The organism is Thermoanaerobacter mathranii subsp. mathranii str. A3, from assembly GCF_000092965.1.
GTDB lineage: Bacteria > Bacillota > Thermoanaerobacteria > Thermoanaerobacterales > Thermoanaerobacteraceae > Thermoanaerobacter > Thermoanaerobacter thermocopriae.
Genome location: NC_014209.1, coordinates 2,245,069 through 2,270,304, shown reverse-complemented (window position 1 = coordinate 2,270,304; position 25,236 = coordinate 2,245,069). Strand labels below are relative to the sequence as shown.

Here is a 25,236-nt window from a genome sequence, read left to right as displayed (position 1 = left end):
ATGGTTATAGAACAGGATTTCCTATACGCATCGGGCAGAATAAGGTCTCTGGAAAACAAGCTGTTGAGCCGGGCCATTGTCGAGAGGATCCTTGAAGCAGAGAACATGGATGCAGTCATGAGGGTCCTCAGTGAGACCGATTATGCTTCAGATTTTGAGGATTTAGAAAATATATATGAGTTTGAAAAGGCTTTAGAAAACAACATGAAAAAAACTTTGGAGATGATAAAAGACTCTTTAAAAGACGATAGAGTTGTAAGGTTTTTTACCTTAAAGTACGACTATCATAATCTGAAAGTTCTTTTAAAAAGTAGAATACTCGGTATTGATGTGCCGAAGAATCTTTCGACCTTGGGAGAAGTCCCTGTCGAAGAGCTTTTAAGGTTGAATAAAGGTGAGAAGGATGTGGCTCTCCCGAAGTTGATGCGGGTCGCTTTTGAGAAGGCTGTAGAAGTTTACGAAGAAACCCTGGACCCGCAACAGGTAGACCTTATATTGGACAGGGCTTTATATGAAGAACTCAATCGTTTGGTCCAGAGCATAAGCCACGATTTTCTTAAAAATTATTTGGCTGCGATAGTTGACCTCACCAACATAAAGACTATGGTTAGGTTAAAATATATGGAGTCAGATTTGAGGACTCTGGAGAAATCTCTCCTGCCGGGTGGCAGTATTGAACCCGAGTTTTTCGAGGAAATGTTTCAAGAACCAGTGCCAGTGCTGATCGAGGCACTGGCATCTTCCAAGTATTCTATGGTTGTTAAAGAAGGCTTAGAAAACTGGATGTCAATCAGTAGTCCAGCGGCCTACGAGAAGTTGGCCGACGATTTCCTACTTAATATGCTGAGAAGGGGGCTATATAAGCCTTTTGGATTAGAAACCGTTGTGGGTTATCTTGGGGCCAAAGAGAATGAACTCAAAATATTGAGGATTTTAATTGTGGGAAAAATCAATGGAATTTCTCAAGACATGATAAGGGAAAGGCTGAGGGATGTCTATGTATAAAATAGGAGTAATCGCGGACCACGATACGGTGCTTTCATTTAAGTCAACGGGTATTGATACTTTCCCGGCCATTGACGAGGTGGAAGCAGCGGACACACTCATGAAACTTGCTCGGGAAAATTATGCTGTTATCTTCATAACCGAACATTTAGCAGAAAAGATAAGGGAGAAGATAGATTTTTTCAGGGATAAAATATTGCCCATTATTACGTTGATTCCCAGCAACCGGGGTACGTTGGGAATCGGGATAAATGATGTGAAAAAATCTGTGGAAAAAGCTATTGGAGCAGATATCATTTTTGAAAGAGAGGGAAGGGAATGAGCCAGGGTATAATAACCAAAGTTTCCGGTCCCCTTGTGGTAGCTGAGGGACTTCCTGAAGCCAAGATGTTCGATGTGGTAAAGGTGGGTAATCAAGGGCTTATAGGTGAAATCATAGAAATACGTGGAGAGAGGGTATCAATTCAGGTATACGAAGAAACTTCTGGACTGGGCCCTGGGGACCCTGTAGTGTCGACGGGAGAACCTCTCAGTGTCGAACTGGGACCGGGAATGCTAGAAGGTATTTTTGATGGAATCCAGAGACCTCTTGACGTTATAGAAAAAAAAGTTGGCAGCTTTATTACAAGAGGCATAGACGTTTTTGCATTAAATCGCGAGAAAAAATGGAGATTTACGCCTAAAGTTAAGTCTGGCGATAAGGTTAGTGGAGGCGATATTATTGGCACAGTGCAGGAAACAGTGATAGTTGAACACCGCATAATGGTTCCTCCTGGTATTTCGGGTATTGTCGAAGACATTAGGGAAGGCGAATATACAGTAACCGAACCTGTTGCCAGAATAAAAACCGATTCTGGAGAGATAGTGGAAGTCACGATGATGCAGAAATGGCCGGTTCGAAAGGCTAGGCCATACAAGGAGAAGCTACCTCCTGAAATTCCGATGTCTACTGGACAAAGAGTTATTGACACCCTTTTCCCGGTTACCAAGGGTGGTACAGCGTGCATACCTGGACCTTTTGGCAGCGGCAAAACTGTGGTTCAGCACCAGCTAGCTAAGTGGGCCGATGCTGAAATAGTGGTATATATCGGATGCGGTGAGCGGGGCAACGAGATGACCGACGTACTCCTTGAATTCCCAGAGCTCAAGGACCCCAAGACAGGGGAACCACTCATGAAACGAACGGTGCTTATTGCCAACACTTCCAACATGCCTGTGGCAGCCCGTGAAGCTTCGATATATACCGGTATAACTATAGCGGAATACTTCAGAGACATGGGTTACAGTGTGGCCTTAATGGCTGACTCAACGTCTCGCTGGGCCGAAGCTTTGCGTGAAATGTCCGGAAGGCTTGAAGAAATGCCGGGAGAAGAAGGCTATCCAGCCTACCTTTCAAGGAGGCTTGCCGAGTTTTATGAGAGAGCAGGCAGAGTCATATGCCTTGGTAGTGACAACCGGGAGGGAGCCTTGACGGTGGTAGGTGCTGTATCCCCACCGGGGGGCGATTTGTCAGAGCCGGTTACTCAGGCAACTCTTCGCGTGGTGAAGGTGTTCTGGGCTCTGGATTCGGAGTTGGCCTATGCGCGCCATTTCCCGGCCATTAACTGGTTGACGAGCTATTCTCTGTATTCCGATGTTGTGGAAGATTACATGAACAAAAACGTGAGCAGTGACTGGGGCGAATTGCGCAGCGAGGCTATGAAACTACTACAAGAAGAAGCAAACCTTCAGGAAATCGTAAGATTAGTAGGTATCGATGCTCTTTCTACTAGAGATCGCTTAGTATTAGAAGTTGCCAGATCTATCAGGGAAGATTTCCTACATCAAAATGCTTTTCACGAGGTAGACACTTACTCGTCAATGGAAAAGCAGTATAGAATGCTTAAGCTTATAATGATATTCTATCAAGAAGCGCAGAAAGCTCTTGAAAAAGGTGCCCCGTTCTCGGAAATAGAAAAGCACCCGGTGCGCGAGAAAATTGCCCGTGCTAAATATGTCGAAGAGTCGAAGTTGGCTGTATTCGACGAAATAGAGAAGGAGATAAAGAAGGCTATGCAGGACCTCACTGAAGGAGGTGCAGCCGATGCTTAGGGAGTATAAAACCGTTAGAGAAATTGTCGGCCCGCTAATGCTGGTTGAAAAGGTGGAAGGCGTCAAATACAATGAACTGGTGGAAATTGAGACCGGCTCGGGGGAAATCCGTAGGGGACAGGTACTGGAGGTCAACGGTGATAAAGCACTGGTTCAGCTGTTTGAAGGTTCTACGGGGCTTAACATCAACGACTGCAAAATAAGGTTTGTCGGGAAAAGCATCGAGCTCGGGGTTTCTATCGATATGTTGGGGAGAGTTTTCGATGGTTTGGGCCGTCCGAGGGACAAAGGCCCCATGATCATACCGGAAAAGCGGCTGGATATAAACGGCAACCCCCTCAACCCGACGGCCCGCGATTACCCTTCCGAGTTCATTCAAACAGGAATATCTGCCATCGATGGGCTAAATACTTTGGTAAGGGGGCAGAAACTCCCGATTTTCTCGGCTTCAGGTCTACCTCATGCCCAGCTAGCAGCGCAGATAGCAAGGCAGGCTAAGGTACTTGGTACTGACAGTAAGTTCGCGGTAGTATTTGCGGCAATGGGCATAACATTTGAGGAAGCTGACTACTTTATATCAGATTTTAGGCGTACCGGGGCTATAGATCGCACTGTACTGTTTATCAACCTGGCTAACGACCCGGCTATCGAACGTATAGCTACTCCACGTATGGCCTTGACTTGCGCAGAATTCTTGGCATACGAAAAAGACATGCACGTACTTGTTATCATGACGGACATGACTAATTACTGCGAAGCTTTGCGAGAAGTCTCGGCCGCGAGGAAAGAGGTTCCTGGCCGAAGGGGCTATCCCGGCTACCTATATACCGACCTTGCAACGATATATGAGAGGGCAGGTCGGATTAAGGGAAGGGAAGGTTCGATTACACAGATACCTATTTTGACCATGCCTGAGGACGATAAGACCCACCCGATACCTGACCTCACCGGGTATATTACTGAAGGTCAGATAATTTTAAGTCGCGAACTATACAGGAAGGGTATATATCCGCCGATAGACGTGCTTCCGTCTCTGTCGAGACTTAAGGATAAAGGTATTGGGCATGGCAAGACTCGGGAAGATCACGCCGACCTTATGAACCAGCTGTTTGCCTCCTACGCTCGCGGCAAGCAGGCGAAGGAGCTGGCGGTAATCCTAGGTGAGGGTGCTCTTTCCGATACGGATAAGCTTTATGCAAAATTCGCCGATGAGTTTGAGGCCAGGTATGTGGCCCAGAGGGAAGACGAGGACAGGAGCATTGAAGAGACCCTCACGATAGGTTGGGATCTATTGACAATCCTGCCAAGAGCCGAGCTCAAGAGGGTAAGGGACGAGTATATTGACAAATACCTTCCTGTAAAAGGAGAATAGTGAAGATGATACATGTAAATCCTTCACGAATGGAACTTACCAATTTGAAAAAAAGGCTTGTAACCGCAAAGCGTGGCCACAAGCTTTTGAAAGACAAGCAGGACGAGCTTGTGAAGAAATTTTTGGACATGGTAAAACAGAATAAAGCTTTGCGGGAGGAGGTTGAGGCTGAGCTCATCAGTGCTTTTAGAAGTTTCACCATGGCAAGAAGCCAAATGCCAGCCAACGTGGTGGAAGAGAGTCTCATGATTCCTTCGGCTAAGGTCAGTATAAACGTTAAAAAGGAAAACATCATGAGCGTCAACGTACCCAGGTTAGAGATATCACAGGAGGAGAGTAAAAATCTCTACCCTTATGGTTTTGCGAACACGTCGGCGGAAATGGACGCGGCCATACGTACTTTGTCGACCATGCTGCCGAAGATGTTAAAGCTAGCTGAGATCGAAAAAGCTTGCCAGCTCATGGCCGATGAGATAGAAAAGACTCGCCGCAGGGTAAACGCCCTAGAATATGTCTTAATACCGCAGCTTGAAGACACTATAAAATACATCACGATGAAGTTGGATGAAAATGAACGTTCGAGCCGCACAAGGCTTATGAAGATAAAAGAAATGGTGATGCAAGGATAAAAAACGTTTCTTTGTTAAAAATCAGGGTGGGTAGTTTTTGAATGCCCGCCCTTTATTTTAATTTTATACTTTCCTTAGTTTTCAAATTTTTACATATAACACTTATTCTAATACTCTTTTTTTATATTAAGTTGTCATCTTCAAAAGTTTGGTAAGATGAAAAATCGTCATATAATTGATTAAAAGAGATATTATAAAAAAGGATGTGATGACCTTGAAGGGGAAAATAAAAAAGCTGGAGCCAAGAGAACTTTTTCTCATGTTTTGGGCTTTTTTTAAAATTGGCGCCTTTACATTAGGCGGAGGGTTTGCCATGATACCCCTTATGAAAGAAGAAATGGTAGATAAGCAAAAATGGATAAAGGAAGAGGAATTTCTGGATATAATTGCTGTAACTCAGTCGGCCCCCGGGGCAGTGGCTATAAATACTTCCATATACATAGGTTATAAATTGTATGGTCTTGTTGGCTCATTCATAGCTACCTTGGGGACTATACTTCCTTCGTTTCTGATAATAGTCTTTATAGCTTTGTTCTACGACAGCTTCAAATCCAGCATCTATGTAAAAAAGGCCTTCAAGGGGATATACCCAGGCATAGTTGTGCTCATATTGGCATCTGCTTTTAACCTTCGCAAGGCTGCCTTTAAAACTCCTGCTGGCGCCACAATAGCAGCTATTTCTCTCACAGCTCTCCTTATCTTTGACCTTCATCCTATAATAGTGATCCTGACATCGGGAATAGCTGGTATGTTATTACAAAACAGACTTCGGGATCCAGAGGAGCGTGAGGGTAAATGATATATTTAAGCCTTTTTTGGGTGTTTTTTAAAATAGGAGCTTTCAGTTTTGGCGGCGGTTACGCGATGATTCCTCTCATTGAAAAAGAGATTATAGATATCCATCACTGGCTGTCAGTGGACCAGTTCCTGGATATAATAGCCATTTCACAGATGACTCCTGGTCCCATAGCCATAAATGCGGCTACCTTTGTAGGGTATAAAATAGGAGGATTTTGGGGGTCAGTAGCAGCTACTATTGGAGTTACAGCTCCTTCTTTTCTGATTATAATCATTCTCGCACTTTTGATAATGAGGTATCGCCACTTACCTTGGTTAGATGCCTTTTTTAAGGGAGTCAGGCCGGCAGTTATCGCACTCATTATCCAGGCGGCTTATTCCGTAGGAAAGAGCTCCTTTGCCAGCATTAAAGATGTGCTGGTAGCAGTGGTGGTGTTTGTGGGGTTGTATCTTTTAAAAATTAATCCTCTCATAATGATAGTTGTAGCTGCGACCCTAGGTATTGCTATGTATTAGAATAGTTTGTAAATCGTAAAATAGTCATATGAGGTTTTTTCATTTAAATAAGCATGTCCCTGGCTCTCGTAAGCTGGTAAATCATGTATCCTGCCGAAAAAAGAAGTAGAAGGGAAAGCACAGGCGGCACCGTTATTAAAAAGCTTGCAATCTGTGGAGATTTTCCTGTTGTTTGTACAGTTTCTGAAAGTACCGCCTGGTAGTCGATTAGTACTCTGTATCCAAAGCGCAGCCACATAATTGATACTGCAAAAGATAGAGGTGTTATTAGCATTGCTATGGTATAACCCAAAGTGTGCCTTTTTTTAAGTGCGTTAAGCCCCAGGAAGATAGGTATCAGAAAGGCCAACGAAAAAGCAGCTCCCAAAAAAGCTGGAGAGAGGGCTATGAACAAAGCGGAAGTCAAAGCATAGAAGCGGATCCCGATATTCAGCGGGGCTAGAGCGCTCATGAAATCAAAATAAGCTGCATTGGTATATCGTAAATAGGAATAGACCTCATCTTTTATTTCGCTTTTTTTGAAGTTTAGCTTTTTCTCTATTTTTTCACCTTTTTTTATAACGGCTTCGTAGACTTTTTTTTGTTCAGTGTTTTTCATTTTGCTGGGATCGAAATTCTCATAACGGACTTTGGCTTTTACAAGCTCTTTGTTAATCTTGGTACGAACGGAGGCTGGGATGTCGGCGGACTTTGCCCATTTTTCGATGGACATCAGCATTTTAAATATTTCGCTTGCCACATTATTACCTCCAGCTTTTGTGAATTTTTCATGGTAATTTATTATATCATATAATAAATTTGTTGGGAAGCTTTTAGTACTTTTTTACTAATATGACAATATCATAGAATAATAACAAATGATTATTAATGTATTGACAAAAAAATTTTTTTAATGTATAATGGCTCTAAAAAATTTATAAGGGAGGGTTTTTATGCCAGAAAATAGAGAAAACTGGGGGACTAAAATCGGACTCATTCTTGATATGGCTGGGAATGCGATAGGTTTAGGTAACTTTTGGAGATTTCCCTACCAGGTTGCCAAAAACGGCGGCGGCGCATTCATGTTACCTTATTTTGCTGCACTTTTACTCCTTGGAATTCCCCTTATCTATGTAGAATGGATGCAGGGCCGCTACGGTGGAAAATATGGTCATGGTACCATTGGTTGCATGACCTACCTGCAGGCTAAAGAAAAACTCGGACATTCTTCTGCAGCAATTATAGGAGCTCTTATCGGTATGCTAGTATTTTCTGTTACAGTTCTTGTAAATGCATATTACACACAAATTACTGGGTGGACCCTTGGTTACAGCTACCTTTCCTTGACTGGTGGTTATATGGGCACTGCGCGGTCTACCGCCGAAGTTTTTGGGAGCTATATCCAGAATCCGAGCCTGTCGATTACTTTCTGGGTAATAACACTTGCTCTCTTGGCGTTTGCCCTCAGTCGTGGTGTCCAGAAGGGTATCGAAGCATGGGCTAAAGTTATGATGCCGCTACTTTATGTATTTGGCTTTATCTTAATCATAAGGACACTGACCCTTGGTTCTCCCGTGAATCCGGACTGGTCGCCTATAAAAGGCCTTGACTACATTTGGAGCCCCAAGTGGAGCGAATTGAATTGGCAATCAGCACTGGCTGCTGCGGGCCAGATATTCTTTACGTTATCTTTAGGAATGGGTATTATCCAGAATTACGCATCCTATCTAAAACCTGATGAAGACATTGTTCTTTCTGCTACTACCACGGTATTCCTAAACGAATTTGCCGAAGTGATCTTGGGGGGTACTATTGCTATTCCGATAGCCTACACCTTCCTCGGTCCCGAAGGCGTAGCAAGCGGTGTTGGACTTTCCTTCATCGCTCTTCCCAATGTGTTCCGAATGATGACAGGTGGCCAATTTTTCGGTGCCTTATGGTTCCTAGTGTTGTTTGTTGCGGGATTTACCTCAGCAATAGCGATGTATAACTACCTTATAACTATTCTTCAAGAAGACCTCAATGTACCGAGGAAAATAGGAGCTGTGGTGGTGTTTGGGTTCTACATTCTTGTAGGCCTGCCGTCTGCTTTAGAACCCATCTTAACCAGGACTAGTGAACTAATTTTCCTTACTGAGCTTGACAACTGGGTGGGTAACTACTTCTTAGTAATTGTGGGGCTCATCGAAGCTGTGGTGGTGGGTTGGCTGTTTGGTGAAAAGAAGGCTAAAGAAGAAATCAATAGGGGCAGTTATTGGAAGGTACCTTCAGGATTTTTCAATGTAATGGTTAAATTCATAACACCGCTATCAATTGCGGTATTGCTTATTTTCTCCACAAAAAGCTATATAGATGATGGCTATTTCAAGTGGATTCCTAGTTTTGTGGAAAAAACTCCTGAGCTCATTCCATGGGTGCAAGGTGCTCGCTTGTTGCTTTTGACAATACTCATCATAGGTTTTGCTGAAACCTACTACACTATCCAAAAAAAATTTGGTAATGCTCGTGTTGAAAAAAGTACGAAAGCTTAAAAGGGGGCGTAAAATATGTCTGGTGGAGCATTGTTTTTCATGGTATTTGCCTGGGTTGTAATACTGGGAGGAGTATATTATACCTTAACAAGTCTTATAAAATACCAGGCAAAATAATAAAAGCTGCGAATTTTCGCAGCTCCTTTTTGAGATAAATAAAGATGTTACTCTGAAAGGCCTTTGCGAATAAATAAAAGACTTAAATTGCAAAGGCTTTAAATTTTCATACAAGTTTTACCTCCATCCATTTTTCAACATTTTACCCCGAATTAAATCGGGTTGAATTTGCTTTCTTTACCATATATTATATTAAGTAAGTAAGTAAGTAAAGAATAATTAAAATTGTATGCGATGAAAACTGTTAACATTTTATAGTGCTGTCTCATTGGGAGGCATTATTGCAACATTTTTGTAAGGATATTATAATTTGTTACATGTTTAAAAAATATTAAAAGGGGGAAATTTTGTTGAGTACGCAATTGTTAGAAAGAAAAGATGTAGATGAAAGGTTGACGTGGGATTTGTCGGGAATTTTTAAGACGGAAAAGGAGTATGAGGAGGCAGTAGAGGAGGCTCAAAAACTTGCAAAAGAGTTAGAAGAAAAGTTTAAAGGAAAGCTTAAAACTCCTCAGATGATTAATAGCTGCTTGGATAGCTTGAAAAAGTTGGTTCAACTAATGAATCTTGCAGGTTCTTATGCATATCTTGCTGTTTCAGTTGACCAGGCGAATACAGAAAATTTACAAAGACGGGCAAAATTTTCAAACATAGCCTCTGATATTGAAAGCCGGATAAGTTTTATAGAATCAGAGATTACAAAATTAGATGAAGAAATAATAAATCAAGCTATAGAAGAATCAAAGGAAAATGCAAATTACCTCAGAAAAATAATCAGAAAGAAAAAACATGCTCTTCATCCAGAAGTAGAAAAAGCATTATCTGCTCTTTCAAGTGTTTTAGAAGCACCTTATCACATTTATAACATGGCGAAATTAGCGGATATGGATTTTGGCACCTTTAGAGTTGACGGGAAGGAATATCCCTTAAGTTTTGCATTATTTGAAGGTAAATGGGAATATGAAAATGATACAAAAATTAGAAGGGCGGCTTTTGAGGCTTTTTCTAAGAAATTAAGAGAATATCAGCATACTATAGCTGCGGTTTACCAAGTGCAAGTGCAAAAAGAAAAGACAATAGCGACTTTGAGAAAGTTTGATTCTGTCATTGACAGCCTTTTATTTCCTCAAGAAATAGATAGAGAATTATATGATAGGCAAATCGATTTGATAATGGAACATTTGGCACCTCATATGAGAAAGTTTGCGAAACTTTTACAAAAAATACACGGCTTAGATGAAATGACTTTTGCGGATTTAAAATTAGAAGTAGACCCTGCGTTTGAACCAGAAATAACGATTGAAGAGGCGAAAAAGTACATAGAAGAAGGATTATCAGTTCTTGGAGAAGATTATCGAGAAATGATAAGAAGGGCCTTCGAGGAAAGGTGGATAGATTTTCCTCAAAACAAAGGTAAATCTACAGGTGCCTTTTGTTCTACTCCCTATGGAGCTCATCCTTTTATATTGATTAATTGGACTGATAGGATGAGAGAAGTGTTTGTACTATCTCACGAATTAGGGCATGCAGGGCATTTTTATTTAGCTCATCAGTACCAAAATATATTTGATTCAAGGCCTTCTTTGTACTTTATAGAAGCTCCTTCTACTATGAATGAATTACTTATGGCAAATTATCTAATGAAAAATACACAAGATAAAAGGATGAGAAGATGGGTACTTTCTACTTTGATATCTCGCACCTATTACCATAATTTTGTGACTCACTTGTTAGAAGCGGCCTATCAAAGAGAGGTATACAGAATAATTGACAAAGGTGGCTCTGTTCAAGCTCCTACTTTAAATAAAATAAAAAAAGAGGTATTAGAAAAATTCTGGGGAGACGCAGTAAAAATTAATGAAGGAGCGGAGCTTACTTGGATGAGACAGCCTCATTATTACATGGGCTTATATCCTTACACTTACAGTGCAGGGCTTACTATAGCTACACAAGTAAATAAGCGATTTTTGGAAGAAGGACAAAAAGCATTGGAAGATTGGAAAGAGGTATTGAAAGTAGGCGGAACCAAGACACCAGTTGAACTGGCTAAAATGGCAGGTGTAGACATAACTACAGAAAGACCACTATTGGATACAATTGGGTATATTGGTAGTATAATAGATGAAATAATTAAGTTGACAGATGAATTACAAAAATAAATATATCGTTATTAGTTGTTATTATGATAAAATTTGATTTTGTGACTGATACTCAAAGTCGGGTATCAGTTTTTTTACAAAATTTTACTGGTAATATAGAGAACTTTAGGAATTTTTATAGGACATGTTAGATAAATATGTAAAAGTGTATATTGAAAGAAAGTGATTTAAGCTAAAGAATATCTTTACCTATACAAGGGATCATTTGCAGATAGAAGTAATTAGACGTCTGACAAGTGACAAAAAATTGTGATATAATATAAAATTGGTTAAAGTAAAATAATAAAAATACCGATAAAAATAAAGTGAGGTGTTAATGTGAAAGAAACATTGCTAGCATTGGTTACTGGATTGATTGTTGGATTAGTTTTTTCGTCTTTGAAATTACCACTTCCTGCTCCAAATGTATTACCAGGTGTTGCTGGCATTATAGGAATTTATCTTGGAGGAGTATTGTTTGAATACCTTCTTAAAATAATTGGTAGGTAAAGTGTAAAATAGCAGGGTGGTAGGGTTAAGAGTAATCTATAAAGGGGGAACGCGTATGAAAAGCATGTTGTGGCGGCTTATTATTTCGTTTTTTATAATAGCGGCTATACCGGTGGGGACTATTTATTATTTTGCGATTGATGACAAAGCTATGCATGTTTTTATTACAGTGGCAAGTGTTAGTTTTGCTTTGTCATTAATTTTGTCAGTAATTATTTCATTAAATATTACAAGGCCTATTAAAAAATTGATTGACGAACTTAAAAAAGCGCAGGAGGGCGATTTTACAGTTACGGTAAATTTAAAAAGAAAAGATGAAATTGGTACATTAATAACGACTTTTAATAGGACGATGGAAAAGGTAAGAGCAATTTTACAAGACGTTTCTACTTTTGCCCAAAGCACTAAAGATACAGCGAATACCCTTTTTAAATCGATTGAACAGGGGAATGTGACTTTTGAACAAATTTCTAAAGCAGTTGAAGAGATTGCAAACGGCGCTTCTGAGCAAGCAAAGGATACTTCTAATGCGGCTGATATGGTGCAGAATATTGGCAACAGTGTTGATAATTCTGCTAAATTTTTCAAAGCCGTGGAAGAGTCTACTATAAATGCTGATAAACTTAGCCAAAATGGCATGCATACAATAAATTCTTTGAAAGAAAAAACTGACGTTACAAAAGAGTCAATTGACGAAGTTGTCAGTGCAATAAATGAATTGCAAACAAATTCTCACCATATTGAAAAAATTATAGAAGTGATAACTGGAATTGCAGACCAGACTAATTTGCTTGCCTTAAATGCCGCTATTGAGGCAGCAAGGGCTGGGGAGGCAGGTAAAGGATTTGCAGTTGTTGCAGAAGAAGTTAGAAATCTAGCTGAACAATCAAGACAAGCCGCAAGTGAAATAGCCAAGATTATAAGTGAAATAGAGCAAAAGACAGACATGACAGTAGAAAAAGCAAATCTGGTAAAAGAAATTGCAGAAGACCAAGCCCAACAAGTGGAAACTACATATGCTGCTTTTAATGAGATTAAGAATTCAATAGATACTATTACTGAAAATATACAGATGTTAAATAATGCGATGATGGAACTTGCAAGGTATAAAGATGAAATAATAGAATCTATAGCAAATATTACAGCAGTGTCAGAAGAGACTGCTGCTTCTACCGAAGAAGTTGCCGCATCTACAGAAGAACACATGAAATTTATAGAGGAGATAAAAGAAAGTTCGGAAAATCTGTTAAAGTCAGCTAGTACTCTTGAGAATATATTGTCAAAACATGTTGTCTCAGTATAAAAAAATGATTAAGACAGAGCTAAAAAAGCCTGTCTTTTATTTTTTTGCTGTTTAACAAGCTCAAAAGTGAACTTTTAATATAATTTTATAGATAAAATTCGTATTTTAATTGATTTATGCTTTTTTTTCTGATAATATATATAACGGGCTTTTGCTTTTCACATTCTAAGTAAAAGGGGTTATCTTTATGAGGATGTACGATGTCATTATCGTTGGAGGAGGTCCTGCGGGACTTTTTACCGCATTGGAACTAATCGATAAAAAAGATGGATTAGACATATTGCTGTTAGAAAAAGGGAAAGATATACAAAAAAGAATTTGCCCTATTAATGCCTATGGTTCTAAGTGCGCCAATTGTAAACCCTGCGCTATTACTTGTGGAATAGGGGGCGCAGGGGCATTTAGTGATGGAAAACTAACTTTGACGTCAGAGTTTGGTGGGGTTTTAGATGAATACATGCCTAAGTCGCAGCTTAACGATCTTATAAATTATGTTGATAGTATATACGTAAAATTTGGAGGGACAACAGAAGTTCACGGTACAGATAGAGAAAAAATCAGAGAAATAGAAAAAAGAGCTCAAGCTGCAGATTTAAAATTGATTCCTGCAGTGATAAAACATTTGGGTACAGAAAAGTGCTTTGACATTATAAAAAACATGAGAGATTATATTGGGCAAAAAGTGGAGATAAAAACAGAGACACCTGTTGCTGAGATAATTGTAGAAAATGGAAAAGCAAAAGGAGTAGTTACAGAAAAAGGAGAAGAGTATTATGGGAAATATATAGTTGTTGTACCTGGAAGAGAAGGGGCTGAATGGTTCAAAAGAGAAGCTGACAGGTTAGGATTAGAAACAAAAAATAACGCTGTCGATATAGGAGTGCGAGTAGAAATTCCTGCTGTTGTCATGGAAGATATAACAAAAGAGATATATGAATCGAAGTTTATATATTATTCTAAGTCCTTCGATGACAGGGTAAGGACTTTTTGTATGAATCCTTATGGTAAAGTTGTGATAGAAAATAATAACGGAATTAAAACAGTAAATGGACATAGCTACAAAGATATAAAAACTGATAATACAAATTTTGCAATACTTGTGAGCAAAGAATTTACCCATCCTTTTAATAGACCTATAGAATACGGCCGTTATATAGCAGAACTTGCCAATATGTTAGGAGATGGAGTAATTGTACAAAGATTAGGAGATTTACTGGCGGGAAGGCGTTCTACTCCAGAAAGGATTAAGAGAGGCCTTGTGGAACCAACTTTAAAAGATGCAACGCCAGGGGATTTAAGCTTGGTGTTACCTTATAGATTTTTGCAGTCAATAATTGAGATGTTGCAAGCTTTGGACAAAGTATCTCCAGGGGTATATTCTAAACATACGCTTTTATACGGTGTTGAGGTAAAGTTTTATTCCTCGCGAGTAAAGCTTACTGACAAATTTGAAACGCAAATCCAAAATCTATTTGCGGCGGGAGATGGAGCAGGAATTACAAGAGGATTAGCACAAGCCTCTGTATCTGGCGTTGTAGTTGCAAGAGAAATATTGGAAAGAGTTAAGTAAGGAAGGAGAATAATTATGTCAACATTAGTTATAGTTGGTACCCAATGGGGAGATGAAGGAAAAGGGAAAATTACTGATTATCTTGCAGAAAAGGCCGATGTAGTTGTAAGATACCAAGGGGGGAATAATGCGGGGCATACTGTTGAAAAAGAAAGTATTCAGTATAAACTTCATTTAATTCCTTCTGGAATATTGTACCCCGAAAAAATTTGCGTAATTGGTAATGGCGTGGTAATTGACCCGGCATCTTTGATTGAGGAGATAGAGAATTTACAAAAACAAGGAATTAGCGTAGATAATTTAAAAATAAGCGATAGAGCCCATATCGTTTTTCCTTATCACATAAAGCAAGATGAACTTGAAGAGATTTCAAAAGGGAAAAACGATCTAGGGACGACTAAAAGAGGAATTGGCCCTTGTTACATGGATAAGTCAGAGAGAATAGGTATAAGGGTTTGTGACTTTATAAACCCAAAAGTTTTTGAAGAAAAACTTAGAAGAAATGTAGAAAAGAAAAATAAACTTTTTAAAGAGATATATGGAACTGAAGAATTTGACTTTGAAGAAATATACAAAAAATATTTAGAGTATGCTGAAAAAATAAAACCTTTTGTTACTGATACAACCGTGCTTTTATACGATTTGATAAAAAATGGTAAAAGAGTTTTATTTGAAGGAGCACAAGGGACACTTCTTGATTTAGATTTGGGCACCTACCCTTATGTTACTGCTTCCCATCCTATAGCAGGCGGTGTTACAATTGGTGCCGGTATAGGGCCTACAATGATTGACGAAGTTATTGGAGTTGTGAAGGCGTATACTACGAGGGTTGGCAAAGGCCCATTTCCTACCGAGCTTTTTGATGAAAACGCTGAATTTTTAAGAGAAAAAGGCCATGAATACGGTACTACAACAGGAAGAGCACGAAGATGTGGCTGGCTGGATGCTGTGATTCTTAGATACTCGGTAAGAGTATCCGGCATAACACATTTTGCTCTCACAAAACTTGATACTCTGACAGGGCTTAAAAAAATAAAAATTTGTACAGGATATAAATTTAATGGCAGAATAATAACAGATTTTCCCGCAAGTCTTGAGGATTTGGCACAATGCGAGCCTGTTTATGAAGAATTTGACGGGTGGGATGAGAATATACAAGGGGCCAAAACTTTTGAGGACCTACCTTATAATGCTCAAAAGTATGTAAAAAGAATAGAAGAGTTAATGGGTATTAAAGCAACAATAATATCTGTAGGACCGGAAAGAAATCAAACAATTATTTTAAAAGATTTTTGAAAAATAAAGTGAAGATGCTTTTCTAGAAAAAATTTATAAAAAAGCTTGACATGTACTGCCGTTCCAAGTATAATATATAAATGTCAGGACAACGAAGGGCTAAAAAGGTGCTGGCGTAGCTCAATTGGCAGAGCAGCTGACTTGTAATCAGCAGGTTGAAGGTTCAAGTCCTTTCGCCAGCTCCATTTTTTTGTCAAAAAGCAAGGTTGATAAGACCTTGTTTTTTTGTTTTAGTGAAATTTTGCATGGGGTGAATGATAATGAGTAAGAAAAATGAAATTTGCATTATAGATAGATTTGAAGGGGATTGGGCAGTCATAGAATGGAAACATAAGACTTTTAATTTACCTCGAGAATTACTTCCTAAGAATGTAAAAGAAGGTGATGTAGTAATATTTAGTGTGGATGTAGATAAAGGGGAAACAGAAAAACGCAAAAGAGCTGTTGAAGATTTAGCAAAAGATTTATTTAAAGACGAATAAAAACAGATAAATCCTAAAATGGAAAACAAGTTGGAGGAGAGGCTCTAGCTATGTACAAAAAGAGATTACTGCTATCTTTTACATTGATATTATTTACCTTTATATTAGTAGGTTGTACAATATTTGACAATGCGTCTATTCATGAGGCTTCACAGTTTTTACAGGAGGAAATAAAAAGTCAACAAAAGGTAGTTAAAGAAGCTGGAAAGGATATTTTAACAGTAAATTATATAGATGTTGGGCAAGGCGATAGCATGTTTATACAAACTTCATCAGGCAAAACGATGTTAATAGATGCAGGAACGCATGAAATGGGCAGTAAAGTTGTAAATTACATAAAAAGCCGCGGAATCAATAAAATTGACATACTTATCGGAACTCACCCTCATAATGACCACATAGGAGGTATAGTGGAAGTTTTAAAAACTTTCAAAATAGGAAAGTTTTACATACCTAAAGTAACGACGACAACAAGGACATTTGAAGAAGTTCTAAAGGCAGCTAAATTGAAGGGACTGTCTATAAATGTTGCAAAAGCAGGAGTAGTAATTGACCTTGGAGATGGTGTAATTGCAAAAATGCTTGCGCCAAATAGTTCCCATTACGAGGACTTAAATAATTACAGTGCGGTAGTAAAAATTACGTATGGTAATACCTCTTTTTTATTTACAGGAGATGCTGGTGAACAATCTGAAAAGGAAATGCTAAGTAAAGGAGATAATTTAAAAGCCGATGTCTTAAAAATTGGACATCATGGCAGTTCCTCAGCTTCCACCTGGGAATTTTTAAAAGCAGTACATCCTAAATATGCTGTTATATCTTGTGGTAAATACAATGACTATGGTCATCCCCACAAAGAAACAATGAAAAAGCTTAAGTTATTAGGAATAATAGTATATAGGACAGATGAATGTGGGACGGTAATTGCAGTAAGTGATGGCAAAACTATAAATTTTAATGTAGAGCCGGGGGATTATTTGTCGGGAAGTGAGATTAAAAGATAAATTTACTTTAATACATTGCATTTATAAAGTGATATGATATAATAAAAGCATTGAAACCAGTTGAAATAAATTTTTAGGAGGATTATTATGGCTACAGTAAAACCCTTTAAGGCAATAAGGCCTGTACCGGGATTGGCAAATAAAATAGCGTCCTTGCCTTATGACGTCGTAAATACCGAAGAAGCGAGGAATTTGGCGAAAGATAATCCTTATTCATTTCTTCATGTGGATAGAGCAGAAATAGATTTAGCTCCCTCTATAAATCCTTACGATGAAATAGTTTATGAAAAAGCGAGAGAAAATTTTGACAGAATGCTTAAAAAAGGACTGTTAATAAAAGATAATAAGGAGAACTATTACATCTATAGAGAAATAATGAACGGCAGGAGTCAAGTGGGATTGGTAGTGACTGTTTCGATTGATGAGTATTTAGAAGGAATAATTAAAAAGCATGAGCTTACTCTGCCGGAGAAAGAACAGGATAGAATAAATCACATGGATTACTGTGATGCTCACACCAGTCCAGTTTTTTTAACATACAAAGCCAATCAAGAGCTTAAAAAGTTGTTAAATAGCTGGATGGAGAGCAAAGAACCTATATATGATTTTGCATTAGAGGATGAAATAAGGCATACAGTGTGGATTATAGATGACAAAACTTTAATAGATAAAATTACTTCTGTTTTTAAGGAAATAGACTATCTTTACATTGCAGATGGACATCATCGGGCTGCTGCTTCTGTAAAAGTAGGCTTAAAGAGGCGAGAACAAAATCCTGATTATAAAGGAGATGAGGAGTTTAACTATTTTTTAGCAGTGTTAGTGCCCCATGATGAAGTTTTTATCATGCCATATAATAGGGTGGTAAAGGATTTAAACGGCTATTCCGAAAGTGAATTTATCGAAAAAATAAAAGAGAAATTTGAAGTAGAGAAATGTAATGAAGGCCAGCCTTTCAATCCTTCGCAAAAGCACACTTTTGGCATGTATCTATCAGGAAATTGGTACAAACTTACTGCCAAAAAAGGTATTTTTAATCCATCGGATCCGATAGAAAGCTTAGATGTGTCCATCTTACAAAAGAATCTGTTAGATCCTATTTTAGGGATAAAAGATCCGAGAACTGATAAAAGGATTGATTTTGTAGGAGGAATTAGAGGCTTAGAAGAATTAGAAAGAAGAGTTAAGGAAGACATGAAAGTGGCTTTTTCTGTGCACCCGACAACAGTTGAAGACTTAATTGCTGTTGCCGATGCGGGAATGATAATGCCTCCTAAGTCTACCTGGTTTGAGCCTAAACTAAGAAGCGGATTATTTATTCACGAATTGAGCTAAAAGTACCTTTTCGCTTTTTTAAGGTGCTTCAGACTGTAGACAAACTTTCGTAAAGGAGATATTTTGCATAAGGAGCGACTTGTTACAAAGCGGTAACAAAACTTAGCAAGACCGAGGATGGAGGCAGGGCCGAAGCCTTGGATGGCGGAGGCGGGCACCTTAAGGCATGGATGCCGATTGTGCCCGGTACCCTGCCGGAGCCCGAAGGTCGAGCTTTAGTTTTGTCGCTTTGGAACATCGGAGCGACGATGCAAAATATCTCCTTTTGAATATTTTTTAACTTTGTCAACAAACTGAAGTACCTTTTCGCTTTTTTAAGGTGCTTTTTATTTTTTAAGTGAAAAAGTTCTATTATTTAAAGATCTGTACTAATATATATTGAAGGATAATTTAAGGGAGCTGGTTATATGAAAATAAAACAAAAAATACTACTAGGTTTAGTTATAATTGTAATTATCGGCTTAGTGTTTTATCTTTTGCCTGAGGAGACTCGACTTACATCTTACACAATTGAAGCAAAATATGATGACCAAAATAAAATAATTTATGCTACTCAAACAGTTAAATATATAAATACTAATGATATTCCTTTAAAAGAAATATACTTTCATTTATATCCAAATGCTTTCAAGACACAAGAGAATTTGCCTTTTACGAAGGAAGAGCTCCCTTTTGCATATCCTAATGGTTTTAAGCCAGGATTTATAGAGATTGAAAAAGTTACTTTTGACAAAGACATTCCAGCTACTTACGAATTAGAAGAACCTAATGAGGAAATTTTAAAAATAAAATTGCCTAAAGAATTAAAAAAAGGAGAAACAATACAAATCAATATGACCTACAAAGTACAAATTCCACCTTGCAGAAGTAGATTTGGCCATGGGAACAATACCGTACAGGTAGGAAATTGGTATCCTATACTCTCTGTATATGATAAAAATGGCTGGAATAATGACCCCTACTATATTTTTGGAGATCCTTTTTATAGTAATATAGCAAATTACAAAGTAAAATTGTCAGTACCTAAAAACATGATAGTTGCCTCCACTGGAGAAATGAAAGAAGAGAAAAACTATGGAGATTCCAAAGAATTAATTATTGAAGCAAAAAGAGTAAGGGATTTTGCTATGGTTTTAAGCAAAAAATTTAAAATATCAGAGAAGCATGTAGATGGCATAAAAGTTAAATCCTATTATTTTACAGAAGAATATGGAAATAAAGCTCTTAAATTTGCTGTAGATGCAATCAAGTTTTACAATGATTATATTGGCAAGTATCCTTATAAACAATATTCTGTTGTACAGACTGATTTTTACATGGGAGGCATGGAATATCCTAATCTTGTAATGATATCAAAGGATTTGTATACAAAAGCTAATTTGTTTCATTTAGAATATGTAATTGCTCACGAAACTGCTCATCAGTGGTGGTATGGTGTTGTGGGAAATAATCAAATAAAGGAGTCTTGGCTGGATGAAGGATTGACAGAGTATACTACAATTATGTATATAGAAAGGTATTACGGTAAGGCAACAGCTGATGAGGTTTATAGACTTGTTGTAGAGGGTGAATTCAATAAATTTCTAAACACCAATTCAGATGTTTCCTTTGCTAAGACTTTGGCAGATTTTAAAGAGTGGAAGGAGTACACTAATATAGCTTATAATAAAGGAGCAATGGTTTTTTATAATCTGAGGAATCTGATAGGTGACGAAGAATTCAAAAAGGTTCTTCAGAGTTATTACGAAAAATACAAATATAAAATTGCCACTACGCAAGATTTAATTGACGTAGTGGACAATATTACAGGCAAAGATACAGGTGGATTTTTCCAAGAATGGTTTTATTAAATTATCATTTTCCGTTTTAGTCTTATATCCTCGCCGTAAAAATTAAGCAATTTAAAATGGCCGAAAATTCGCGAATAAATTCTCTCGGGATAAATTGCCATTATTTCTGATAGAGGTAAATTTGTGGAGATAATAAATTTTTTGCCAAGCAATAGTCTTGCATTTAAAATATTAAAAAATTCTTGCAAACTAAAAGCAGTTATGGACTCTGTTCCCAAATCGTCGATTATAAGGAGGTCACATTCTTTTAACAATTCCAAATAATCATTGTAACTGTTGCCATCAGCATTAAGCTTATTTATTCTCAAGCCCTCAATTAAATCTGGAGCTGTGCGATATATCACACTTTTACCTCTATCTAATAATTCCTTTGCTATACAATTAGCGAGGAAGGTTTTACCAAGCCCTGAATCGCCGTAGAAAAAAAGACTTTCAGTGGTAGTGTCAAAATTTTTTATAAAGTTGAGTGAAAACTCTACAATATTTTTCATGTTGCTTCTTGGAGAAGGCTTATCACCGAAGGGTTTGTCTGAATAATATTCAAAACTGAAATTGGAGAAATTTTCTTTTTTGAGTATTTCGGCTATACTTGATTGCTTATAGTAGATATTTATAAGTTTTTGGTCAAAGCATTTACATCTTTTTCCATTTACATATCCTGTGTCTTTGCATACGTTGCATTCGTATTTAGGTTCTAGATAGTCTTCAGGATATCCATTAGATTTCAGTAGATTAGCTTTTTTCTTTTTTAAATTATTTAACTTCTCTTTTAAAAGATTTAAAAGGTCTCTTCCCTTTTCAGGTTCTTTAAAAATTGATTGAGTTATTTGGATTCCCACCTTCTTAATCTCTTCTTCAATTTTTTCAAGTTCGGGAATTTCCTTGTAAAGCTTGTTTTTACGATTGAGGGCATCTTTTAAAGCCCTATCTCTTTTCATTTCATATTCTTTAAGGATTTCATAAATGATATTTTCATTCATTAAATTCACTCCTTGAATGGGCTAAAAGCTTTTTCTCTAAATCTTCTATGTCGTAGCTTCTCTGAGAGTAGCTGTTGAAATAGTTTTTCGGAGCTTTGAAACCTGAGGTAACAGGGGTTTTCTTTTTTGTAGAGGACTTTTTATTTTCTAAATCTTCCACTGTTCGTATTCCTTCATTAAACCAGTTGATTAGTATTTTGTTTATATAAGGGAAACTAGGTTCATTCAATTTAAGGGTACATTCATTGCAGGCTTTTATTATCACATCTACATCAAAACCTAAATCCTCCATCCAGCGGTCCATCATCTCTTTGTGAGATTCCATTATTTCATCCTCTTTAAGGCCCAAAGCATTTAAAATCCTTCTATAATTTTGCCATTTTTTGTTTTCTGCTTTTAAGTATTCTTCTACATCCAGTGCAGTCTTAAGACCTGCATCATACCAAGCTATTGCTACCTTTTCCATATATCTTAAAGAAGTTTTGTTTTTAGAAGCGCAATAACTCACTAACATTGTTATTATTTCCAAGGAAAAACCGTATTCATCTATCCAACTTAAATATGTTTCCATTTCTGTTGGGGTTAAAGGTCTTCCTAAGGTCATTTCAATTGCTTCAAACATTTGTTTTACTTGAGGGTCTTGCAAAGACAGAGTGTGGTTTGAGGTTGACTGCGGAATAACTGGGAGATATTCAACTGTGTATTCCCCATCTATGTATTTTAATTTAATTAAACCAGATTTTTCCCAGTACTTCAAAGCTTTGTCAATTTCTATATCTGACATAAATAATTTATCTGCTAAAGTTTTCAAAGGTATTTCATTGCCATAATAGCAATATTTTAATCCTAAGATATATACTTTGACATATTCACCTGGGGCATCTAGCATGAAATGATTTATAAAATAATTGCTAACAGGAGTACTTCCCCAATCGTCATTTTCGTTTAAAAGTCTAAAAATGCTCATCCTCCCCACCTCGAATATATTATAACACAGCGAAATAGCCTCTTCAATTGAAAAGAATTTAACTTAATTATCGGAATATTTGAGTGTATTTTTAAAATAAATATATATAGGAATATTACCTTAAAATATAACATATAATATGAAAGATGCTAGAAAATCAATTAAAATTTGTTTTCACAAAAAAGTATGGTATAATTAAAAAGGATTTACAAAAGAAAGGAGAATACTATGGGGAAGGCGAGGGATAAAAGCTATAAGTTTTTTCTTGTTTTATTAAAGACTTACAAGGACAATCTTATAGCTTTTGTTGTAGCACTAGCCATAGGGCTATCTTTTATTGCATATGAAGAAGGTTTTGCCTACAAGATAATAGTAGATGGTGAAACTATTGGAATTACTAAGAATATAAATGAGGTAAAAAATTTTATAGAAGAATTGCATAAAAGAGAAAGGCAGAAGACAGGAACGGATATAGTTTTAAACCAACAAATAAAATTTGAAAGGGTAAGAGTAGGCAAAAAAGATCTGACAGATTTACATAAAATTTATGCTAATTTGGAAAATGCTATGAGTTTTAGTTATAAAGCTGCTGTCATAATAGTGGATGGCAAATTTGTGACTGCGTTAAAAAATGAAAAAGAAGCAAATAAGGTTCTTGAAATGTTAAAGAATAAATACGCAAAAGATTCTGATAGAACGTATTTTAAAGAGGATGTCAAAATTGAAGAAAAGTACATACCTCCAAAATATTTAGCAAGCCGAGAAGAGGCGTTAAAAATATTGCAACAACCTGTAAAAAAAGCTGTTACATACACTGTAAAAGAAAACGATAGTTTGTGGTCTATTGCAAGAGACCATGATATGTACATTGATGATATTTTAAAATTAAATCCTGGCCTTACAGAAAATTTAAAACCAGGACAGGTAATATATTTATCCCCTGCTGTACCTAATGTTACGGTTGTTACTGAAAAGAGAATAGTTTACAAAGAGGAAATACCTTTTGAGACAAAATATACTCAAGATGACAAACTGTATACTAATCAGTCTAAAGTGTTGGTAGAAGGTAAAAAAGGCTTAAAAGAGGTAACTGCTGTTGTTGTAAGTTACAATGGCATTGAGATTTCTAAAAAAATAGAGAATGAAAATGTCCTTAAAAATCCTGTTAACAAAATAGTTGCAGTAGGTTCGAAAAGAATATCTTATATTGCTACAGGGTTCTTTAATTATCCTGCGAGAGGTACTATCACTTCAAGATTTGGACAAAGATGGGGGAGACTTCACACAGGAGTTGATATAGCGGCACCACAAGGTTCTCCTATTTATGCTGCAGATGGAGGTACTGTTATATTTTCAGGTTGGGAAAGTGGCTATGGATATTTAGTGAAAATTGACCATCACAATGGTTATGTTACTTATTATGGACATGCTAGTAAACTCCTTGTTAAAAAAGGCGATAAAGTGGCGAAAGGACAAAAAATTGCTTTGGTAGGCTCTACTGGTCATGCGACAGGACCCCATGTGCACTTTGAAGTGAGAAAAAATGGGGTTCCAGTTAATCCTTTGCCCTATTTAAATAGATGAAATTATGACAAGCCCTATACAGGGCTTCAGACTGTGCCCGGTACCCCGCAGTAATCCGAAAGTCGCGCTTTAGCTTTGTCGGTTTGGAACTTCGGAGCAACGATGTAAAATATCTACTTTAAATAATTTTTGGTTCTTTGTCAACAAACTGGAAGCCCTATACAGGGCTTTTTATTTTTGTGGGGTTGCTACAAGTATTTATGAATGTTATAATACAGTTGTAATTATATTTGTCAAAAAGACCTGTATTGCTTCATACATATAAATGCATTTACATATAAATTACATACAGGGTTTTGATTGTGTGTGAGGTGATACAGGTTGAAAAAGAAAATTATTGTTTTTTCTATTGCACTTATTTTATTAATTTCTCTTTATTATGCTAACAAAATTATGGTGGTTTCTTATCCTTATGTAAGAGAAATAAAAGAGGACAATTTAACAGATAATGTAAAAGATTACAAAACAGCACAAAGTGAACACTTTATTGTACGATATACACCGCCAGATGAAAAATACGTTCCTCTTGTTTTAAAAATTGCAGAAAAACATTATGACAGTATTACCAAAGATTTAGGTCACAAACCAGTTGGTAAAATTGTCATTATAATGTACCATGACCCTGAAAAAATGAACAGGGACTTTTCACTTGCAAAAGGGGACACTGCTATGGGGATTTATTTAAATGGAATTATAAGCATAGCATCCCCCGAGCTGTGGATTAGTCCTACAAAAGACCTGGAAAAAGTTTTTGAGCATGAGGGGCCAATTGTACACGAATTTGCTCATCTTATTGTAGATGACGTTGCAAAAGGCAATTACCCTGTGTGGTTTACAGAAGGTATAGCTCTTCTGGAAGAATATCGAGAAAACGGTTTTGTCTGGGGTGAATATATAACAACTGATAAGCCATATTCTCTTAAAGAGTTGACTTATAATTTTAACCAATTAGACGAAACATTAGCTTATAAAAGGTCTTTTGAAATAGTAAAAGCCATAACTGACAAATATGGGATGCAAAGCATAAGAGAGATTTTAAAATATTTGGGGGAAGGATTAAATTTAAGTGAGAGCTTTTACAAAGTCACGGGGCAAAATTTAGAGAAATTTGTGGATTCAGTGAAATAAAGCAAGAAGAGCAATGTTCTTCTTGCTTTAACCTTATGAAAAGGATAAGGG

General features: G+C 37.2%; 23 protein-coding genes and 1 tRNA gene. 21 read left to right on the top strand and 3 right to left on the bottom strand.

Annotated features, from left to right (window positions below; translation table 11 throughout):
- The 7 genes from TMATH_RS11210 to TMATH_RS11180 all read left to right on the top strand — a co-directional run bounded on the left by TMATH_RS11210 (position 1) and on the right by TMATH_RS11180 (position 6,411).
- The gene (locus tag TMATH_RS11210; RefSeq protein WP_013151031.1) at positions 1-1,005 is read left to right on the top strand and encodes a V-type ATP synthase subunit C; all 1,005 of its coding nucleotides are present in this window, start codon (positions 1-3) and stop codon (positions 1,003-1,005) included.
- Positions 998-1,327: a V-type ATP synthase subunit F gene (locus tag TMATH_RS11205; protein WP_013151030.1), complete on the top strand. Its 330-nt coding sequence runs from the start codon at positions 998-1,000 to the stop codon at positions 1,325-1,327. Before TMATH_RS11210 ends, TMATH_RS11205 begins: the two co-directional genes overlap by 8 nt.
- Entirely contained in the window at positions 1,324-3,096 is a 1,773-nt protein-coding gene (locus tag TMATH_RS11200; protein ID WP_013151029.1) for an ATP synthase subunit A, read from the top strand. The genes TMATH_RS11205 and TMATH_RS11200 overlap by 4 nt, the downstream gene beginning before the upstream one ends.
- Entirely contained in the window at positions 3,089-4,468 is a 1,380-nt protein-coding gene (locus tag TMATH_RS11195) for a V-type ATP synthase subunit B (RefSeq protein WP_012996224.1), read from the top strand. The genes TMATH_RS11200 and TMATH_RS11195 overlap by 8 nt, the downstream gene beginning before the upstream one ends.
- Positions 4,468-5,097 (top strand): V-type ATP synthase subunit D, encoded by a 630-nt coding sequence (locus TMATH_RS11190; protein WP_198002292.1) that lies wholly within the window; start codon positions 4,468-4,470, stop codon positions 5,095-5,097. The genes TMATH_RS11195 and TMATH_RS11190 overlap by 1 nt, the downstream gene beginning before the upstream one ends.
- Before the next feature lie 208 nt (positions 5,098-5,305).
- The gene (locus tag TMATH_RS11185) at positions 5,306-5,896 is read left to right on the top strand and encodes a chromate transporter (protein WP_013151028.1); all 591 of its coding nucleotides are present in this window, start codon (positions 5,306-5,308) and stop codon (positions 5,894-5,896) included.
- Complete coding sequence (locus TMATH_RS11180; RefSeq protein ID WP_013151027.1) at positions 5,893-6,411, top strand: chromate transporter; 519 nt, start codon at positions 5,893-5,895, stop codon at positions 6,409-6,411. The genes TMATH_RS11185 and TMATH_RS11180 overlap by 4 nt, the downstream gene beginning before the upstream one ends.
- Before the next feature lie 43 nt (positions 6,412-6,454).
- On the opposite strand, the gene TMATH_RS11175 is transcribed toward TMATH_RS11180, so the two are convergent.
- Complete coding sequence (locus TMATH_RS11175; RefSeq protein WP_012996220.1) at positions 6,455-7,150, bottom strand: hypothetical protein; 696 nt, start codon at positions 7,148-7,150, stop codon at positions 6,455-6,457.
- A gap of 193 nt (positions 7,151-7,343) precedes the next feature.
- On the opposite strand from TMATH_RS11175, the gene TMATH_RS11170 reads away from it, so the two are divergent.
- The 12 genes from TMATH_RS11170 to TMATH_RS11120 all read left to right on the top strand — a co-directional run bounded on the left by TMATH_RS11170 (position 7,344) and on the right by TMATH_RS11120 (position 20,526).
- Positions 7,344-8,921 carry a sodium:neurotransmitter symporter family protein gene (locus TMATH_RS11170; protein ID WP_013151026.1) on the top strand — a complete coding sequence of 526 codons (1,578 nt, stop codon included), beginning with the start codon at positions 7,344-7,346 and terminating at the stop codon, positions 8,919-8,921.
- Between the two features lie 15 nt (positions 8,922-8,936).
- Positions 8,937-9,038 carry a MetS family NSS transporter small subunit gene (locus tag TMATH_RS11965; RefSeq protein WP_012996218.1) on the top strand — a complete coding sequence of 34 codons (102 nt, stop codon included), beginning with the start codon at positions 8,937-8,939 and terminating at the stop codon, positions 9,036-9,038.
- 350 nt (positions 9,039-9,388) lie between these two features.
- Complete coding sequence (pepF, locus tag TMATH_RS11165; RefSeq protein WP_013151025.1) at positions 9,389-11,197, top strand: oligoendopeptidase F; 1,809 nt, start codon at positions 9,389-9,391, stop codon at positions 11,195-11,197.
- 318 nt (positions 11,198-11,515) lie between these two features.
- Complete coding sequence (locus tag TMATH_RS11160; RefSeq protein WP_012996216.1) at positions 11,516-11,686, top strand: XapX domain-containing protein; 171 nt, start codon at positions 11,516-11,518, stop codon at positions 11,684-11,686.
- A gap of 55 nt (positions 11,687-11,741) precedes the next feature.
- Entirely contained in the window at positions 11,742-12,989 is a 1,248-nt protein-coding gene (locus TMATH_RS11155; protein ID WP_013151024.1) for a methyl-accepting chemotaxis protein, read from the top strand.
- 187 nt (positions 12,990-13,176) lie between these two features.
- Entirely contained in the window at positions 13,177-14,559 is a 1,383-nt protein-coding gene (locus TMATH_RS11150) for an NAD(P)/FAD-dependent oxidoreductase (RefSeq protein ID WP_013151023.1), read from the top strand.
- Between the two features lie 15 nt (positions 14,560-14,574).
- Positions 14,575-15,855 (top strand): adenylosuccinate synthase, encoded by a 1,281-nt coding sequence (locus tag TMATH_RS11145; protein WP_013151022.1) that lies wholly within the window; start codon positions 14,575-14,577, stop codon positions 15,853-15,855.
- Between the two features lie 109 nt (positions 15,856-15,964).
- Positions 15,965-16,040: transfer RNA gene (locus TMATH_RS11140), tRNA-Thr, on the top strand.
- Positions 16,041-16,115: 75 nt separating this feature from the next.
- Complete coding sequence (locus tag TMATH_RS11135) at positions 16,116-16,337, top strand: DUF3006 domain-containing protein (protein ID WP_028992467.1); 222 nt, start codon at positions 16,116-16,118, stop codon at positions 16,335-16,337.
- A gap of 50 nt (positions 16,338-16,387) precedes the next feature.
- The gene (locus tag TMATH_RS11130) at positions 16,388-17,341 is read left to right on the top strand and encodes a ComEC/Rec2 family competence protein (RefSeq protein ID WP_013151021.1); all 954 of its coding nucleotides are present in this window, start codon (positions 16,388-16,390) and stop codon (positions 17,339-17,341) included.
- Between the two features lie 87 nt (positions 17,342-17,428).
- On the top strand, positions 17,429-18,676 hold the full coding sequence (locus TMATH_RS11125; protein ID WP_013151020.1) for a DUF1015 domain-containing protein: 1,248 nt from the start codon (positions 17,429-17,431) through the stop codon (positions 18,674-18,676).
- Between the two features lie 407 nt (positions 18,677-19,083).
- Complete coding sequence (locus tag TMATH_RS11120) at positions 19,084-20,526, top strand: M1 family metallopeptidase (protein ID WP_013151019.1); 1,443 nt, start codon at positions 19,084-19,086, stop codon at positions 20,524-20,526.
- On the opposite strand, the gene TMATH_RS11115 is transcribed toward TMATH_RS11120, so the two are convergent.
- Both TMATH_RS11115 and TMATH_RS11110 read right to left on the bottom strand, forming a co-directional pair.
- Positions 20,523-21,506, bottom strand: coding sequence for an ATP-binding protein (locus TMATH_RS11115; RefSeq protein WP_013151018.1), 984 nt, complete (start codon positions 21,504-21,506; stop codon positions 20,523-20,525). The two genes, TMATH_RS11120 and TMATH_RS11115, sit on opposite strands and share 4 nt — an antisense overlap.
- A complete protein-coding gene (locus tag TMATH_RS11110; RefSeq protein ID WP_012996207.1) occupies positions 21,499-22,473 on the bottom strand; it encodes a DnaD domain protein in 975 nt (324 codons plus the stop codon). The genes TMATH_RS11115 and TMATH_RS11110 overlap by 8 nt, the downstream gene beginning before the upstream one ends.
- A gap of 228 nt (positions 22,474-22,701) precedes the next feature.
- Here TMATH_RS11110 and TMATH_RS11105 point away from each other — a divergent pair, with 228 nt between their 5' ends.
- Positions 22,702-24,057, top strand: coding sequence for a peptidoglycan DD-metalloendopeptidase family protein (locus TMATH_RS11105; RefSeq protein ID WP_013151017.1), 1,356 nt, complete (start codon positions 22,702-22,704; stop codon positions 24,055-24,057).
- Between the two features lie 321 nt (positions 24,058-24,378).
- A complete protein-coding gene (locus TMATH_RS11100) occupies positions 24,379-25,185 on the top strand; it encodes a peptidase MA family metallohydrolase (RefSeq protein ID WP_013151016.1) in 807 nt (268 codons plus the stop codon).
- Positions 25,186-25,236: the final 51 nt, after the last annotated feature.

What these genes read in the sequence shown, in the direction of transcription:
- TMATH_RS11195 (WP_012996224.1), top strand. Translation starts at nt 3,089, where the DNA reads ATGCTTAGGGAGTATAAAACCGTTAGAGAAATTGTCGGCCCGCTAATG.
- TMATH_RS11965 (WP_012996218.1), top strand. Translation starts at nt 8,937, where the DNA reads ATGTCTGGTGGAGCATTGTTTTTCATGGTATTTGCCTGGGTTGTAATA.
- TMATH_RS11200 (WP_013151029.1), top strand. Translation starts at nt 1,324, where the DNA reads ATGAGCCAGGGTATAATAACCAAAGTTTCCGGTCCCCTTGTGGTAGCT.
- TMATH_RS11130 (WP_013151021.1), top strand. Translation starts at nt 16,388, where the DNA reads ATGTACAAAAAGAGATTACTGCTATCTTTTACATTGATATTATTTACC.
- TMATH_RS11110 (WP_012996207.1), bottom strand. Translation starts at nt 22,473, where the DNA reads ATGAGCATTTTTAGACTTTTAAACGAAAATGACGATTGGGGAAGTACT.
- TMATH_RS11205 (WP_013151030.1), top strand. Translation starts at nt 998, where the DNA reads ATGTATAAAATAGGAGTAATCGCGGACCACGATACGGTGCTTTCATTT.
- TMATH_RS11135 (WP_028992467.1), top strand. Translation starts at nt 16,116, where the DNA reads ATGAGTAAGAAAAATGAAATTTGCATTATAGATAGATTTGAAGGGGAT.
- TMATH_RS11185 (WP_013151028.1), top strand. Translation starts at nt 5,306, where the DNA reads ATGACCTTGAAGGGGAAAATAAAAAAGCTGGAGCCAAGAGAACTTTTT.
- TMATH_RS11210 (WP_013151031.1), top strand. Translation starts at nt 1, where the DNA reads ATGGTTATAGAACAGGATTTCCTATACGCATCGGGCAGAATAAGGTCT.
- TMATH_RS11170 (WP_013151026.1), top strand. Translation starts at nt 7,344, where the DNA reads ATGCCAGAAAATAGAGAAAACTGGGGGACTAAAATCGGACTCATTCTT.
- TMATH_RS11105 (WP_013151017.1), top strand. Translation starts at nt 22,702, where the DNA reads ATGGGGAAGGCGAGGGATAAAAGCTATAAGTTTTTTCTTGTTTTATTA.
- TMATH_RS11150 (WP_013151023.1), top strand. Translation starts at nt 13,177, where the DNA reads ATGAGGATGTACGATGTCATTATCGTTGGAGGAGGTCCTGCGGGACTT.
- TMATH_RS11145 (WP_013151022.1), top strand. Translation starts at nt 14,575, where the DNA reads ATGTCAACATTAGTTATAGTTGGTACCCAATGGGGAGATGAAGGAAAA.
- TMATH_RS11120 (WP_013151019.1), top strand. Translation starts at nt 19,084, where the DNA reads ATGAAAATAAAACAAAAAATACTACTAGGTTTAGTTATAATTGTAATT.
- TMATH_RS11115 (WP_013151018.1), bottom strand. Translation starts at nt 21,506, where the DNA reads ATGAATGAAAATATCATTTATGAAATCCTTAAAGAATATGAAATGAAA.
- TMATH_RS11180 (WP_013151027.1), top strand. Translation starts at nt 5,893, where the DNA reads ATGATATATTTAAGCCTTTTTTGGGTGTTTTTTAAAATAGGAGCTTTC.
- TMATH_RS11155 (WP_013151024.1), top strand. Translation starts at nt 11,742, where the DNA reads ATGAAAAGCATGTTGTGGCGGCTTATTATTTCGTTTTTTATAATAGCG.
- TMATH_RS11125 (WP_013151020.1), top strand. Translation starts at nt 17,429, where the DNA reads ATGGCTACAGTAAAACCCTTTAAGGCAATAAGGCCTGTACCGGGATTG.